The sequence below is a fragment of the Deefgea piscis genome, from assembly GCF_019665785.1.
Classification (GTDB): domain Bacteria; phylum Pseudomonadota; class Gammaproteobacteria; order Burkholderiales; family Chitinibacteraceae; genus Deefgea.
The window spans coordinates 863,827-879,505 of record NZ_CP081149.1; the positions used below are offsets into that span (position 1 = coordinate 863,827).

At 49.1% G+C, this 15,679-nt stretch carries 10 protein-coding genes, 2 tRNA genes and 3 rRNA genes; 13 read left to right on the forward strand and 2 right to left on the reverse strand.

Translation table 11 applies throughout. The features are described 5' to 3' along the window. The 13 genes from rpmA to rrf all read left to right on the forward strand — a co-directional run bounded on the left by rpmA (nucleotide 1) and on the right by rrf (nucleotide 13,917). Complete coding sequence (gene rpmA, locus K4H25_RS04110; protein ID WP_173533190.1) at nucleotides 1–282, forward strand: 50S ribosomal protein L27; 282 nt, start codon at nucleotides 1–3, stop codon at nucleotides 280–282. Nucleotides 283–474: 192 nt separating this feature from the next. Continuing rightward, on the forward strand, nucleotides 475–1,635 hold the full coding sequence (gene obgE / locus K4H25_RS04115; protein WP_173534646.1) for a GTPase ObgE: 1,161 nt from the start codon (nucleotides 475–477) through the stop codon (nucleotides 1,633–1,635). A 238-nt stretch (nucleotides 1,636–1,873) separates the two neighbouring features. Next, a complete protein-coding gene (locus K4H25_RS04120; protein WP_221022129.1) occupies nucleotides 1,874–3,157 on the forward strand; it encodes a hypothetical protein in 1,284 nt (427 codons plus the stop codon). Between the two features lie 98 nt (nucleotides 3,158–3,255). Continuing rightward, nucleotides 3,256–3,927, forward strand: coding sequence for a hypothetical protein (locus K4H25_RS04125; RefSeq protein WP_221022130.1), 672 nt, complete (start codon nucleotides 3,256–3,258; stop codon nucleotides 3,925–3,927). Continuing rightward, nucleotides 3,914–4,171 carry a hypothetical protein gene (locus K4H25_RS04130; protein ID WP_221022131.1) on the forward strand — a complete coding sequence of 86 codons (258 nt, stop codon included), beginning with the start codon at nucleotides 3,914–3,916 and terminating at the stop codon, nucleotides 4,169–4,171. Before K4H25_RS04125 ends, K4H25_RS04130 begins: the two co-directional genes overlap by 14 nt. After that, nucleotides 4,172–7,003, forward strand: coding sequence for an ATP-binding protein (locus tag K4H25_RS04135; RefSeq protein ID WP_221022132.1), 2,832 nt, complete (start codon nucleotides 4,172–4,174; stop codon nucleotides 7,001–7,003). It abuts the gene before it with no gap. Nucleotides 7,004–7,021: 18 nt separating this feature from the next. Continuing rightward, nucleotides 7,022–8,185 carry a THUMP domain-containing class I SAM-dependent RNA methyltransferase gene (locus K4H25_RS04140; protein WP_221022133.1) on the forward strand — a complete coding sequence of 388 codons (1,164 nt, stop codon included), beginning with the start codon at nucleotides 7,022–7,024 and terminating at the stop codon, nucleotides 8,183–8,185. Nucleotides 8,186–8,325: 140 nt separating this feature from the next. Continuing rightward, entirely contained in the window at nucleotides 8,326–8,550 is a 225-nt protein-coding gene (locus tag K4H25_RS04145; protein ID WP_221022134.1) for a hypothetical protein, read from the forward strand. A 40-nt stretch (nucleotides 8,551–8,590) separates the two neighbouring features. Further along, a 16S ribosomal RNA gene (locus K4H25_RS04150) occupies nucleotides 8,591–10,124 on the forward strand. Nucleotides 10,125–10,188: 64 nt separating this feature from the next. Continuing rightward, nucleotides 10,189–10,265, forward strand: a tRNA-Ile gene (locus K4H25_RS04155). Nucleotides 10,266–10,272: 7 nt separating this feature from the next. After that, nucleotides 10,273–10,348: transfer RNA gene (locus K4H25_RS04160), tRNA-Ala, on the forward strand. A 377-nt stretch (nucleotides 10,349–10,725) separates the two neighbouring features. Further along, nucleotides 10,726–13,618: ribosomal RNA gene (locus K4H25_RS04165) — 23S ribosomal RNA — on the forward strand. A 185-nt stretch (nucleotides 13,619–13,803) separates the two neighbouring features. Further along, nucleotides 13,804–13,917: ribosomal RNA gene (rrf, locus tag K4H25_RS04170) — 5S ribosomal RNA — on the forward strand. Together the 16S, 23S and 5S rRNA genes with 2 tRNA genes alongside form the textbook arrangement of a ribosomal RNA operon. Nucleotides 13,918–14,083: 166 nt before the next feature. Here rrf and K4H25_RS04175 read toward each other — a convergent pair. Next, nucleotides 14,084–14,929: an NAD(P)H-hydrate dehydratase gene (locus tag K4H25_RS04175; RefSeq protein WP_221022135.1), complete on the reverse strand. Its 846-nt coding sequence runs from the start codon at nucleotides 14,927–14,929 to the stop codon at nucleotides 14,084–14,086. After that, nucleotides 14,929–15,672, reverse strand: a complete 744-nt coding sequence (locus K4H25_RS04180) for a flagellar brake protein (protein ID WP_221022136.1) — start codon at nucleotides 15,670–15,672, stop codon at nucleotides 14,929–14,931. Before K4H25_RS04180 ends, K4H25_RS04175 begins: the two co-directional genes overlap by 1 nt. Nucleotides 15,673–15,679 lie beyond the last annotated feature (7 nt).

Sequence of the window (15,679 nt, forward strand, 5' to 3'; positions counted from 1 at the left end):
ATGGCACATAAGAAAGCTGGTGGTAGTTCACGTAACGGTCGTGATTCTGAATCAAAACGCCTTGGTATCAAAGTATACGGCGGCGAGTTGATCCCTGCAGGTTCAATTATTGTTCGTCAACGTGGTACTGAATTCCACGCTGGTGACAATGTTGGCATGGGTAAAGATCATACTTTATTCGCTAAGTGCGATGGTTATGTTCAGTACGCAGTGAAAGGCGCTTTGAAACGCCGCACTGTAACTGTATTGCCATACGTCGGCGAAGAAGAAGCTGCTGCTTAATTAGCGGCTTCTTTGGTAGGTTTGAAAGCCCTGTCTCTGTGATAGGGCTTTTTTTGTTTTATAAATACGATACGGATTTGAGTCTAAGCGGTTTGCCAGATAGAGTCGTGATGTATATAGCTCTATGCGTCAAGCCACTTCGCTTGCAGTGCAATACCCCAGAGCCTGCGCCGAGATCGGTAGGAGAAAATGATGAAATTTATTGATGAAGCTCGAATTGAAGCCATTGGCGGTAAAGGTGGCAATGGTTCGGCCAGTATGCGCCGAGAAAAATTCGTTCCCCGCGGCGGCCCCGATGGTGGCGACGGTGGTAAAGGCGGTACGGTGTGGGCGATTGCCGACGAAGACATCAACACGCTGGTCGATTACCGCTTCCAAAAGAAATACAAAGCCCGCGATGGCGACAATGGCCGTGGTGCGGATTGCTACGGTAAAGGCGGCGACGATATCGAATTGCGCATGCCAATCGGCACCATGATTACCGATGCTGAAACTGGTGAAGTTGTTGCCGACTTGACCAGTAATGGCGTGCGGATTGCGATTGCCAAAGGCGGTACGGGTGGCTTTGGTAACTTGCACTTTAAATCATCGATTAACCGTGCGCCACGCCAAACAACGCCAGGTTTTGAAGGCGAGCGCCGTGATTTGCGTTTGGAATTGAAAGTTTTAGCCGATGTGGGCCTGCTCGGTATGCCGAATGCGGGTAAGTCGACCTTTATTCGTGCAGTGTCTGCAGCCAAGCCAAAAGTGGCTGATTATCCTTTCACGACTCTGCATCCAAATTTGGGCGTAGTGCGTATTGATGAAAACCGCAGTTTTGTTATTGCTGACGTACCGGGTTTGATCGAAGGTGCCAGTGATGGTGCAGGTCTTGGTCATCGCTTCTTAAAACATTTGCAACGCACTGGGATTTTGTTGCACTTGGTCGATTTAGCGCCGTTTGATGCCGATACCGATCCGGTTGCCGAAGCCAAAGCGATTGTTGAAGAGCTGCGTAAATACGATGAAAATCTTTACAATAAGCCGCGCTGGTTAGTGCTCAACAAAGTTGACATGATTCCAGAAGATGAACGTGAAGAGCGCGTTGCGGCCTTTTTGGAAGCCTACGGTTGGGATGCGGGCGTGCAAAATCCATACGCCGATTTTGAACCGCTAAAACCACGTTTGTTTGTGATTGCGGGTTTGACCGGCGAAGGTTGCCGCGATTTGACGTACGCGATTATGGATTACCTTGAAGCGGCGAAAAAAATCGCCCGTGAAGAAGCGGAAGTCGAAGCCGCACGCGTCGCAGCCGAAAAAGCCGCTTTGCTGGCAGCGCGTGCCGCAGCGCTAGAAGCGGGCGATGTAAAGTAATTTAAGATTGCCGTTGATCTACAGCGAATCTGTTTAACGCCACACTCAGATGAATTTATTTGAGGGTGGCGTTTTAATTTCAACACGGATTTGACTGCGATTTAGGCTGTAAATATCGACTGGCGCAGTGTTTGTGCTGTTTTTCTCTGAATGAGACTTCTCTCGGCTGGCTGATGTTTTGATTGTTTTTCCGCTCATTTAGCTTTAGCCTTGCTCCTCCCTGATATTTGTCATCCTCATGCAAGACGAAAACGAACTCTCTCAATTTTTTGCCAATGGCTTCGCGCCCGATGATTTACCGTCGATGGCGAGTTTATTGCGCGCGCGGCATTATCTTAATGCTTTTATTACGCTATTTCGCGGCGGTGAAGACGAAGTCTTGGTGCGCTTATTGATTTTGCGTGAAATTGGCGCGCGCGCTGATGCGCCGCGGTGGTCGCCGCAAGATTTGCAAATGCATTTTTCGTATCTCAATCCCATCAAGCTCGATACGGTGCTCAAGCGCTTGCGCGAGAACGGCTTATTGATTTGGGATGTGGACGAGCAGCTCTATGCGATGAGCGAATCGGGCCGCGTTGCGCTGGCGGCGCTCGGCACTGTGGTGCAATTTGCCGATGGCGACGCTGAACTAGGTTATTTAACGTCGCAAGTTGCCGCCGGTCAGTCGCTCGGTCAAGTCTCGAACGAAGTGCTGCTTAATTTATTGGCGCGTTTGAATGAGCTTTATACCGACTTTGAAGCGGCACTGGAGTCGCAGTCTGAGTTTCAAATCCGCGCAGCGCGCGAAAAACTCGAAAAAGTCTGGCAATGGGTGGAAAAAGGCACGGATGTGATTCGCACAGTGCTGACCGACGAGACGACCGATCCTCGGGTGTATCAAATCGCCCAATCGATTGCGTTGGCGCAAGCCAGAATGCTGCGACTGACTTCGGTGTTTCATCGTCGTTTGTCCGAGTTGGCATCGCAACGGGTGCATTTGGGGCAATCTGGTTTATCAACGACCAATGTCGCCGACTGGTTGCGCCAGCAAAAGCAAGAAAAGCTCGCTGATTTAGGTCGAGATTTGGTGTTATTTCATCCAGAGCCGGCTTTTGTGGTTTCTGATGTGTTACTCGACGTGACCGAGTTTGAAATTATCGAACGCGAACGGCCGACGCACGTGATTAGCGAAATGCCGCAAGGTGCTGCCGCACAAGAGGTCGGAGCCGTTGAAGCTGAGCGCTTATTGGCTGCTGAAGCGTTGTTTGAAGAGTTAAGTCATTTAGTCGCACAAGGCATGGGCGGCGACTTACCAACGGCGGTACTGGCACCAACGTATAAAGAAACGGCCTATCGCTTGTCGTTATTGTCTTTATTGGGGGACGCTGAAGCTGCGCTAGAGAAGAGCGTCGTGGCCGATATTGTGAAGTTGCCATTGCGGCTCGAAATCAGTGGCGAACTGCATGAGCCCGATCACCCCGAAGTGGCCAGTATTAGCGCCGGTCGCTTATCCGCAGCGCCGCCGTTGCCGAGTAAAAAGTGAGCGTGTTGCAAAGTTGGTTTTTTTCATGCGCTCTGGCTTGGCCAAGAGCGGTATTTTTAGCGCCTAGCGCGCAGTTTGAACTTAAAGGCTGATAATCCATGGATCAAGCCCTGAATATCTTAGTCGCTCGTTTATTAGCGCAACGCTTTGTATTACGTAAAGATCCGCTCGCTCGGCGAGCGTTGATCGATGAAGTGTTTCGTGAGTCGCTCGAGCATCGTTTGGCCGATTGTGGTCTGCAATTGCTAGAAAATCCCTACGCCGAACACATTGCCGTGGCTTTGCAGCCGCAAATGGAAGAATGGGTGTTTGGTGAGGGCGATGCGTGGTTATCCAATAATATGGGCTTGCCGCGTGATGGCATTGCGCTGTTAGTCGTGGTGTGGGCGCTGATTATTTTGCCAAAACGTGAACGGCAGATTGCTCGTGTTGCCATTGGCTCTGAAGATCAAAGCGATATGTTTGGCGCAGAAAAACCCATCGAGCACGGCGAAGGCGTTGCGCAAGGCATTTCGGAAGACGCGCTGTACGCTGACTTTGGCAAAGTGCTCGGCGGTAAAATGCGTTTTGCCACCAATTTGGGTCAACTGACTAAATTAGGCTTTATCAATCGTCGTAATCGAATGATTTATGAAGGCCCGCTGCTCGATCTAATGATTGACTACGCCAAACTCGCCCCGCGCATTATCAACGGCGCGCTCGCCGATATTTTGAAATTGACAGGCACGCAGATCGCCGACGATGTGGAGGGCTCACATGTTTCAGATTAAAACTTTAGTTGTGCCACTTTGTTACCCCGCCAAAAACCTTAAAAATCCGACGCAGAGTCGCAGAGTCGCAGAGGAAAAACGAGGCGATTTTGCCCATTTTGATGCTAAGTCCACATCGGAACTTATTGTTTTTGGCTTTTCTCCGCGCCTCTGCGCCTCTGCGTTGAAAAGTTTTTACTGTGACACAGTGGAAACTGGGCGGCATTGGGGTCTCGGGGAAAAAAATGCGGTGGAGATGCGCTAAATGTTCCAGATTAAAACTTTAGAAATGGTGCACTGGGATTTCTGGCAAAGAATTTCAGTGCCGCTTGATGCACAAATTGTGACTGTCGTCGGGCCAAATGGTTCGGGCAAGACTACCTTGCTCGACGCGCTACGTACTATGTTGGCGTTGAAATGCTCAGGACGTCGCGATTACAAGCGTTATGTGCGTAATAACAAAGAAAACATCGCTTGGTTGCGCGCTGTGGTGAGTAATCCACGCCGCAGCGGTGGTGGGTTTTTTCCGTATTTGTTTTTCCCGCTAGCCAGTGAAACGGTGACGCTGTTTTGCCGGATTAAAAAGCAGGGCGGTGATTGGGTGCGGCAGTATGCGATCGCCGAGGGCGATGCGCAGCTTGATGGCACAACTGAGAATCATCTGCAATGGTTGGGGGTGGGCGATTATCGCCGCCGCTTGGAGCAAGCCGGTTTAACCCCAGCGATTGCCGAGGTATTGGCCTTGGAGCAAGGTGATACCGACAAGCTATGCGAATACTCCCCTAAAACACTGCTCGATTTGGTGTTTCAGGTGTTTGGCGACAAAGAAGTGCTCGATCATTATCAAGAAGCCAAGGTGCGTCTGCGCGAGGCGGAAGGCGAGCTGGATAAAATGAACCAGCAATTGTCGCAACTGGGATTGGATGTCGAGCGTTTTCGGATGCGCGCCAGTAGCTATTTGGAATGGTGCTCTTTGGGGACTGATACCCAGCGCTTAGAGCAAGAGGTGATTCCAGCGCTGCAAGTGGCTGAGGCTAATGAGAATTTGCGCAATTACTTGATGCAATTTAAGCAAAATCGCCGCAGTTTTTGGAATCGACGCGGTGATTTGGCGCAGTTAGAAAAGCAGCTGGCGGTGGCGCGCTTAGCGGCGCAGCATACTTTGCAGGGAGAGTCACAAAGCAAGGCCGATTATGATCTGCAATTTCAAGCTTTCCAAGCTGTGCGGGATGCGGCGCGTGATACTGAAAAACTAATCAAAGAAGGCGAGCGCTTGCGTGAGCTGGCCGAACGTGAGCACGGCGCCGATGCGGTGGGCCTGAATGACCGTTTGGGTGAGTTAAAGCAGCAAGAGGGCGACCTTAAAATTTGGCTGAAAAATGCCAAAGAGGAACGCCAGCAATTATCCGAAGCGCAATTTGCCTTGCAAGCGGGCAAAGCGCCGTCGCCAGAATTTGTGCGCCAAATGCGCTCCAGCCTTGATGCGGCAGGAATTCCGCACCAATTGCTAACCGAAATTTGCGAAGTAAAAGATAATACTTGGCAAGACGCAGTTGAAGCCTTGCTCGCGCCATCGAAGCATTTGATCTTGTTGCAGCGCGAATCGGATAAACAGCGCGCATGGGAAGTGGGTGAGCGTTTACGTTATCGCAGCTTTATTGTGTCTGAGCGCGAGCCTGCGCCAAGAGCGACCTTGGGTTCGATTTTAGAAATTCTCGACTTTAAAGCGCCGGTGCCAGCTTGGTTGGCGCGGCAATTGAATGGCATTCAGCGCGTTAAATCGGTTGAAGCGGGCGCACGCATTAATGGTGATTGGATTACCCGTGAGGGGTATTTGCGTGAACGCCGTGGTGCGCGTTTTATCGGGGTCGATACCCGTGATTATGCTTTTGGTGAGGCCGCACGTCATTCTCGCTTAGCCGATATTGCATTGCGCTTAAAAGCACTAAACGAAGAAATCTTAAATAAAGAAGCCGATCTTAATAGCTTGATGCGCGACATCGCGGCGATTACTCAGCAATTAATGGGCATGCAGGCGGTGGTTCAGTTGGCGAGTCGTCAGGCCGAATTGGCGGCAGCTGCTGCACGTTATCCTGAAGAGCAAGCGGCGGTGCAGCGTTTGGGTGCTGAACTTGCTGCAGCGCAAGCGGCGCTGGAGTCTTCTCGCGAAGGTCGTGCCGGTTTACGTTTGGGCGCACAAAAAATCGAGATTGAGCGGGATCAGTTGCAACGTGCTATTGATGAAATGCAGGCGCAGTTGCAGCGTCAACGCAATGAAATCAGCCGACAATTGACGTCGATTCGTACTTTGCGTGAGCAAGTGCCATCGGTTTGGCTGTTGCCAGCCACGTTGCGCCAATTGAAGGAAGACTACAATAGTGTCGCTGAAGTGCGGCATATGATGGTGCGCCAAACTGAGCAACTCAGCCAAGCGCATTGGGAAAAAGACGAAACCATCGTTCAGCGCCGCGATAAATTGATTAACGATTACAAAGCGCTCGAAGGCGAATCGCTCGGTCATCGCCAAGAAGTCGATCGCACTGCTCAGCTGACCGATGAAGCGCGTGCCGCATATATTAATAAATTGCGCGCGACAGTTCGCGCCTACGGTCGCAATGTGAAAGGCTTGGGCGAGCTGGCTGGTATTGATGTTGAACTCGATATGCCGCATTTGGAAAACGATGATGTGGTGCTGGCGCAAGCTGGCTTAACGGCAAGATTCAATTTCGATCAAAAAGGCATGATGGGCTTGAACGACGGCGAAGCGTCGGGCGGTCAGCAGGTGATGAAATCATTGATCTTGTTGATTGGCTTAATGATGGATGAAAGTAATCCATCGGGCTTTGTGTTTATCGATGAGCCATTTGCGCATTTGGATATTTTCAATATTGATCGTGTTGGTGCTTTCCTAAAAGCGACGAATGCGCAGTACTTGATTACCACGCCGCTTACGCATAATACCAATGTATATGGGCCGTCTGAATTGACGCTGACTACGCGTAAAAAACGCCCCGGCGAGACTTGGGCGCCGCTGATTATGCAAACGCGTCGCCGCACCGAGCCGCTGGATGCGAGTACACTAGCAATAACTATTTAATTTTTAAAGAAGAAACTTGTGCTACAAATTTTTGATTTTTTTGCCCCTTGTCCACGTGGACTTGAGGTTGTACTAGAAAAAGAGCTCGAAGCGCTGGCAGCGAAGAAAATTCACGTCACCGATGGCGGCGTGGCTTTTTCTGGCCCGTGGACTTTGATGTATAAAGCCAATCTACATTCACGCGTGGCGAGTCGGATTTTATGGAAATTGGTTGAAAAACCATATCGTTCAGAAGACGATATTTTCCGTTTGGCACGTGATACTGAATGGGCGGATATTTTTGCCGTAGAAAACACCATTAAAGTGAGCGTTACCGCAGTGCGCTCGCCGGTACGCAGTACCAATTTTGTCGCGTTGAAAGTGAAAGACGGTATTTGCGATCGTTTCCGCCTTAAGTGCGGTAATCGCCCGAGTGTGGATACTGAAGCACCCGATATGCGAATTAATGTGTATCTATCAGAGAAAAACGTCACGCTGTATTTAGATACTTCAGGTGAGCCGCTGTTTAAACGTGGTTATCGCGTTGAAACTGGTGATGCCCCATTGCGTGAAAATCTAGCCGCGGGGATTTTGTCCTTAAGTGGTTGGACGCCAGATCAAGCGTTTTACGATCCGATGTGCGGTTCGGGTACCTTCCTCGTTGAAGCTGCGATGATTGCGCGCCGTGTTGCGCCGGGCATGGATCGACAATTTGCATTCCAAAAAATGCGCATGTACGACAAATCCTTCTGGCAAAACATTTTGACGGAAGCCAAGGCACAAGAACTTAGTGCTGCGCCCAATGTCATTATGGGTAGTGATGTATCGAGCACCGTATTGGTTCATGCCAAAGCCAATATTGAGGCGGCAGGCATGCAAGACAGTATTCAATTAAAACAATTGAACGTTCTTGATGCTAAACCACCAGCAGAGTCGGGCGTGTGGGTTTGTAATCCACCCTATGGTGCACGGATGGATGAGAAAGAACATCTGGCTAGTTTGTATCCACAGTGGGCAACGCTCTTGAAGCAACGCTTTGCTGGTTGGAATACTTATTTCCTCACTGCCGACTTAGATATGCCTAAACACATGCGTTTGAAAGCCTCAAAACGTACGGTATTGTTTAATGGTCCACTGGAATGCCGCTTGTTTGAGTACAAAATGATTGCTGGCGGTAATCGGGATAAGCCAAAAGAAGAATAAACAGCACGTTTTAACAGTTTATAAGTGATTTAAAAGCAAGGGCGCGATAGCGCCCTTGTTTGTTTTTGCGGTTTACTGCATTTTTCAGTTAAATCTGATTCTATATAAATCAATAGCTTATCGTCTTGGTTGGATTTTCTTTGCAGCAAGGTGTTGACGTGATCGCAGGGCTGCCGTATATTTCGGCCTCTCTGCTGCTGACACAGCAAACGAAACAAGCGGTTTTCCAGCTGGTTTCAGTGTCTAAGCCACTGATCTTTAACAAAATACAGCCGATGAGTGTGAGTGCTTGGTTTGCCAGTCAAACAAGTGCTTACACTCAAGATTTAAAAGAAATCTTGGTTTTTAACCAAGTGTTTCTTTGAGTAATGAGTACTAAGCCAAGTATGTAAATTCAGCTAGATTAAACGAAAGAGTTTGATCCTGGCTCAGATTGAACGCTGGCGGCATGCTTTACACATGCAAGTCGAACGGTAACAGGGTGCTTGCACCGCTGACGAGTGGCGAACGGGTGAGTAATACATCGGAATGTACCCAGTAATGGGGGATAACGCTTCGAAAGGAGTGCTAATACCGCATACGCCCTGAGGGGGAAAGTGGGGGACCGCAAGGCCTCACGTTATTGGAGCAGCCGATGGCTGATTAGCTAGTTGGTAGGGTAAAGGCCTACCAAGGCAACGATCAGTAGCGGGTCTTAGAGGACGATCCGCCACACTGGAACTGAGACACGGTCCAGACTCCTACGGGAGGCAGCAGTGGGGAATCTTGGACAATGGGCGAAAGCCTGATCCAGCAATGCCGCGTGCGTGAAGAAGGCCTTCGGGTTGTAAAGCGCTTTTGTCGGGGAGGAAATCCTAGTGGTTAATAACTACTGGGGATGACAGTACCCGAAGAATAAGGACCGGCTAACTACGTGCCAGCAGCCGCGGTAATACGTAGGGTCCAAGCGTTAATCGGAATTACTGGGCGTAAAGCGTCCGCAGGTGGCTTGATAAGATAGACGTGAAATCCCTGGGCTCAACCTAGGAATTGCGTTTATGACTGTCTCGCTAGAGTATGGGAGAGGGGGGTGGAATTCCACGTGTAGCAGTGAAATGCGTAGAGATGTGGAGGAACACCGATGGCGAAGGCAACCCCCTGGCCTAATACTGACACTCATGGACGAAAGCGTGGGGAGCAAACAGGATTAGATACCCTGGTAGTCCACGCCCTAAACGATGTCTACTAGTTGTTGGGCTTTTCGGAGCTTAGTAACGCAGCTAACGCGTGAAGTAGACCGCCTGGGGAGTACGGTCGCAAGACTAAAACTCAAAGGAATTGACGGGGGCCCGCACAAGCGGTGGATGATGTGGATTAATTCGATGCAACGCGAAAAACCTTACCTGGTCTTGACATGTACGGAAGTCCGTAGAGATATGGATGTGCCTTCGGGAACCGTAACACAGGTGCTGCATGGCTGTCGTCAGCTCGTGTCGTGAGATGTTGGGTTAAGTCCCGCAACGAGCGCAACCCTTGCCATTAGTTGCTAACATTTAGTTGAGCACTTTAATGGGACTGCCGGTGACAAACCGGAGGAAGGTGGGGATGACGTCAAGTCCTCATGGCCCTTATGACCAGGGCTTCACACGTCATACAATGGTCGGTACAGAGGGTCGCCAACCCGCGAGGGGGAGCTAATCTCACAAAACCGATCGTAGTCCGGATTGCACTCTGCAACTCGAGTGCATGAAGTCGGAATCGCTAGTAATCGCGGATCAGCATGTCGCGGTGAATACGTTCCCGGGCCTTGTACACACCGCCCGTCACACCATGGGAGTGGGTTTTACCAGAAGTAGCTAGGATAACCTTCGGGAGTCCGGTTACCACGGTAGGATTCATGACTGGGGTGAAGTCGTAACAAGGTAGCCGTAGGGGAACCTGCGGCTGGATCACCTCCTTTCAAGAGAAAGATTGGTAGATTAAGTACTCACACTCATCGGCTGTAGATTTGAAAGAAACGATATGGGTCAGTAGCTCAGTTGGTTAGAGCACCGTGTTGATAACGCGGGGGTCATAGGTTCGATTCCTATCTGACCCACCAGTATCACGGGGGTTTAGCTCATCTGGTAGAGCACCTGCTTTGCAAGCAGGGGGTGAACGGTTCGAGTCCGTTAACCTCCACCATTATCTGCTGTAGAAAATAGAATTCTATGTATTGCACGTTGTTGGGTGCAGTGTATTTTATTCTGGTTTCTAAAATTAGATAAATCGGCTGTTTATATTTAGATATGAATGATTGATTTTAGTAATATCGCTCTTTAACAAAATAGAAGAAGTAATTAATTCCAATAAACATTGTAATGGAATTAAATAAAACAATAACTGCGTGCAGTTGTGGTTGAGTTTAATTTCAAAGTAAAAATATTGGGTTGATTGTATCTGTTCAGTTGTGCTGGTCTCATGCCAGTGGAACTGAACCGCAAGTGAAATGAGAACTCACTTGCAAGTCGCAAATACGATTTCAGTAATCTGAGATACGTTTTACGTGTTTGAGGTTATAGGATCAAGCGAATAAGTGCATCTGGTGGATGCCTTGGCGATGATAGGCGACGAAGGACGTGATAGCCTGCGATAAGCGTGGGGGAGCTGGCAAAGTGCTTTGATCCCACGATTTCCGAATGGGGAAACCCGGCCCTTTTGGGTCATCCTAGACTGAATACATAGGTCTAGCGAAGCGAACCCGGTGAACTGAAACATCTAAGTAACCGGAGGAAAAGAAATCAACCGAGATTCCCAAAGTAGTGGCGAGCGAAATGGGAAGAGCCTGTACGTGATAGCAGTAGACTTAATAGAATGGAATGGAAAGTCCAACCATAGTGGGTGATAGTCCCGTATATGAAAAGTCAATTGTGGTACTAAGCGTACGAGAAGTAGGGCGGGACACGAGAAATCCTGTTTGAAGATGGGGGGACCATCCTCCAAGGCTAAATACTCATCATCGACCGATAGTGAACCAGTACCGTGAGGGAAAGGCGAAAAGAACCCCGGGAGGGGAGTGAAATAGAACCTGAAACCGGATGCATACAAACAGTGGGAGCCCTTGAAAAATGGGGTGACTGCGTACCTTTTGTATAATGGGTCAGCGACTTACGTTCAGTAGCGAGCTTAACCGAATAGGGGAGGCGTAGGGAAACCGAGTCCGAATAGGGCGCATAGTTGCTGGGCGTAGACCCGAAACCAAGTGATCTATCCATGGCCAGGATGAAGGTGCGGTAACACGCACTGGAGGTCCGAACCCACTAACGTTGCAAAGTTAGGGGATGAGCTGTGGATAGGGGTGAAAGGCTAAACAAACTTGGAAATAGCTGGTTCTCCTCGAAAACTATTTAGGTAGTGCCTCATGTATCACTGACGGGGGTAAAGCACTGTTATGGCTAGGGGGTCATCGCGACTTACCAAACCATGGCAAACTCTGAATACCGTCAAGTGCGAGCATGGGAGACAGACCTGGGGTGCTAACGTCCTGGGTCAAGAGGGAAACAACCCAGACCGCCGTCTAAGGTCCCAAATGATCAATTAAGTGGAAAACGAGGTGGGAAGGCACAGACAGCCAGGATGTTGGCTTAGAAGCAGCCATCATTTAAAGAAAGCGTAATAGCTCACTGGTCGAGTCGTCCTGCGCGGAAGATGTAACGGGGCTCAAATTGATAACCGAAGACGCGGATATGACCATTTATGGCATATGGTAGAGGAGCGTTCTGTAAGCCTGTGAAGGTGTCTTGAGAAGGATGCTGGAGGTATCAGAAGTGCGAATGCTGACATGAGTAGCGATAAAGGGAGTGAAAAGCTCCCTCACCGAAAACCCAAGGTTTCCTGCGCAACGTTCATCGGCGCAGGGTGAGTCGGCCCCTAAGGCGAGGCAGAAATGCGTAGTCGATGGGAAACAGGTTAATATTCCTGTACTTGATATAAGTGCGATGTGGGGACGGAGAAGGTTAGGTTAGCCAACTGTTGGAATAGTTGGTTTAAGTGTGTAGGCGGGTGTCTTAGGCAAATCCGGGACGCTGTTAACGCTGAGGCATGATGACGATTCACTTAGGTGATGAAGTAACTGATACCCTGCTTCCAAGAAAAGCCACTAAGCTTCAGCTTATATTGAACCGTACCGCAAACCGACACAGGTGGGTAGGAAGAGTATTCTAAGGTGCTTGAGAGAACTCGGGAGAAGGAACTCGGCAAATTAACACCGTAACTTCGGGAGAAGGTGTGCCTTATTGGTGAAGAACCTTGCGTTTGGAGCTATATAAGGCCGCAGAGAAATGGGGGCTGCGACTGTTTATCAAAAACACAGCACTCTGCCAACACGAAAGTGGATGTATAGGGTGTGACGCCTGCCCGGTGCTGGAAGGTTAATTGATGGGGTGCAAGCTCTTGATCGAAGCCCCAGTAAACGGCGGCCGTAACTATAACGGTCCTAAGGTAGCGAAATTCCTTGTCGGGTAAGTTCCGACCCGCACGAATGGCGTAACGATGGCCCTACTGTCTCCTCCCGAGACTCAGCGAAGTTGAAGTGTTTGTGAAGATGCAATCTCCCCGCTGCTAGACGGAAAGACCCCGTGAACCTTTACTGTAGCTTTGCATTGGACTTTGAAGTGGTTTGTGTAGGATAGGTGGGAGGCTTTGAAGCAGAGACGCTAGTTTCTGTGGAGCCGTCCTTGAAATACCACCCTGACCCCTTTGAGGTTCTAACCTTGGTCCGTTATCCGGATCGGGGACCGTGCATGGTAGGCAGTTTGACTGGGGCGGTCTCCTCCCAAATTGTAACGGAGGAGCTCGAAGGTCGCCTAGGTACGGTCGGACATCGTACTGATAGTGTAATGGCAAAAGGCGGCTTAACTGCGAGACCGACAAGTCGAGCAGGTGCGAAAGCAGGACATAGTGATCCGGTGGTTCTGTATGGAAGGGCCATCGCTCAACGGATAAAAGGTACTCCGGGGATAACAGGCTGATTCCGCCCAAGAGTTCACATCGACGGCGGAGTTTGGCACCTCGATGTCGGCTCATCACATCCTGGGGCTGTAGCCGGTCCCAAGGGTATGGCTGTTCGCCATTTAAAGTGGTACGTGAGCTGGGTTCAAAACGTCGTGAGACAGTTTGGTCCCTATCTGCAGTGGGCGTTGGAAATTTGAGAGGGGCTGCTCCTAGTACGAGAGGACCGGAGTGGACTGACCTCTGGTGTACCGGTTGTCACGCCAGTGGCATTGCCGGGTAGCTAAGTCGGGAAGAGATAAGCGCTGAAAGCATCTAAGCGCGAAACTTGCCTCAAGATGAGATTTCCCTAGGGTTTTAAATCCTCTAAAGAGTCGTTCGAGACCAGGACGTTGATAGGTTGGGTGTGGAAGCGCAGTAATGCGTTAAGCTAACCAATACTAATTGCTCGTGAGGCTTGATCCTATAACCTGAAGCGCGTAGTGCGACGATGGATATAATCAATCCAAGTGTTGTTGTTGGAAAGTGTAGTATAATTACTTCTTCTATTGATTTTACGAGTTAGCGCTGTAGGTTGTGGTCTGAAAAGATAGCGGCTGAATGCGATAACTCTCGTGTGACTTGAAAGAGTTGCATCAGACAAGTTTTTGTCTGGCGACCATAGCGAGGTGGTCCCACTCCTTCCCATCCCGAACAGGACAGTGAAACACCTCAGCGCCGATGATAGTGCGGATTGCCCGTGTGAAAGTAGGTCATTGCCAGACTTCCCTATAAGTAGAAAGCCCGATTCGAAAGAGTCGGGCTTTTTGCTGTCTGTCGTTTAGACGTCGAGGAGAATGCAGATACCGGTAGTGGTATTTGATTCTGGCCCTTGTAGTATCAGCTACTGAGGAATATACCTGCTTTACTCGGGAACTCTATTTGACAATGTTATTTGCTTAAGTTTAATTGTTGATTGAGTTCTTCACGTACCAGTAACAAGGTTTCGCTTGCAGTTAAGCCAATGCCATTGGGGTGTTTATTTCTCCATGAATCTGCTGCGCTACCGTGTAGGTAGACAGCGCAACAGCTGGCTTCAATTGCGCTTAGGCCTTGCGCCAATAACGCTAGTACAATCCCACTCAAGACATCGCCCTGTCCGGCACTACTCAGTGCTGAGTTGCCAGTCGAATTGACCCAAACTTCATCTTGATGCGCAATTAGCGTATTGCTGCCTTTAAGGATGGTATGGCAACACAAGTCTTTACTCAGTGTTTTGACGGCTTGTTCGCGTTGAGCTTGTACTGTTTCTGTGGGGTACTGAAGCAAGCGTGCAGCTTCGGCTGGATGAGGGGTAATGATTGTTTCTGCTGCTCTAGCGCGCAGTAGTGATTTAAACTCAGATTCTTGTGCAATTAAGTTCAATGCATCAGCATCAAGCACTAATGGCAAGCGACTTATTAAGCAGCTATGCAATAGCTCGGTTGCTTGCTGGGATTGCCCTAAACCTGGGCCGATAAGTATATGACTGGGTTTTTGTTTTAGTATTTGATTCGCTGCGACAATCATCAATTCTGGCTGATTTGGATCAACCAGTAGCCGTGGCTCTAATAAGCCAATCCAAATCTTGCCGACGCCTAAATGCAGTGCAGCACGTCCTGCAAGTAATGTTGCACCAGTCATTCCTGTGGCACCGCCAACTATGGCAACGCTACCGTAGAGGCCTTTGTGAGTATCTATTGGCCGTATTAATTGCTGTAGCGCTGGGAGTAAATCAGAGCTAGATCGAAGCTGCATTATTCTAGCGCCAAGCGCTTGCGTTCAACATGGTTAATATAGCGCTGTACTAAGGTTTGCCCTGGACCGGATAAATTAATAAATCGACAACCACTGCGAATGGTGCGGATGCCATTTTTCATAGTGAGTTCATTGCTCGTGCATATTTCAATATCTGCAGTAATCAGACCGACTTGGGGTAGCTCAATACGGCAATTGTGCAAAATACTGCCGATATCGAGTGAAATATCAGGAACAAAGCCGAGTAGGCCAACTCCACCAAGGCTAATATCTGACATTGAAATCTCGACATCACCACCTTGTTGTAAAGGTATAAGACAAGATAATGGGGTTGATAATGGAATGGAGAGCCGGTAGAAATCTCGTCGCTGCAAACTTAGCATTTGCGTTGGAAACAAACAAACAATAGCCGCTTGCTCATTAATACTGGTGGCCTCACTCACAATTAAATCAAATTGATAGTGAATGCTATTGATGTGCGCAACGCAACATATTGTTTTTGCAGAAAGTAGGCGCTGATTTAATTCTGCATTTCGGCCTAGATCAAAAATAAGATTGTTTTGACTAACCTGAAGTAAAGCACTCAAAATAAATACATCACTTTGCTGATTTGCATACAGACAAACTAATTCTGGTTTTTTAGCCAGCCGAGTTAATACAAGCAAAATTTCATCACGATCATGGACTAAATAGGGGCTAGGATCTTTGAGCCGAATCGGCGTTAATGAGGAGTTGCTAGCCATAATTTAA

What these genes read in the sequence shown, in the direction of transcription:
- rpmA (WP_173533190.1), top strand. Translation starts at nt 1, where the DNA reads ATGGCACATAAGAAAGCTGGTGGTAGTTCACGTAACGGTCGTGATTCT.
- obgE (WP_173534646.1), top strand. Translation starts at nt 475, where the DNA reads ATGAAATTTATTGATGAAGCTCGAATTGAAGCCATTGGCGGTAAAGGT.
- K4H25_RS04120 (WP_221022129.1), top strand. Translation starts at nt 1,874, where the DNA reads ATGCAAGACGAAAACGAACTCTCTCAATTTTTTGCCAATGGCTTCGCG.
- K4H25_RS04125 (WP_221022130.1), top strand. Translation starts at nt 3,256, where the DNA reads ATGGATCAAGCCCTGAATATCTTAGTCGCTCGTTTATTAGCGCAACGC.
- K4H25_RS04130 (WP_221022131.1), top strand. Translation starts at nt 3,914, where the DNA reads ATGTTTCAGATTAAAACTTTAGTTGTGCCACTTTGTTACCCCGCCAAA.
- K4H25_RS04135 (WP_221022132.1), top strand. Translation starts at nt 4,172, where the DNA reads ATGTTCCAGATTAAAACTTTAGAAATGGTGCACTGGGATTTCTGGCAA.
- K4H25_RS04175 (WP_221022135.1), bottom strand. Translation starts at nt 14,929, where the DNA reads ATGCAGCTTCGATCTAGCTCTGATTTACTCCCAGCGCTACAGCAATTA.
- K4H25_RS04180 (WP_221022136.1), bottom strand. Translation starts at nt 15,672, where the DNA reads ATGGCTAGCAACTCCTCATTAACGCCGATTCGGCTCAAAGATCCTAGC.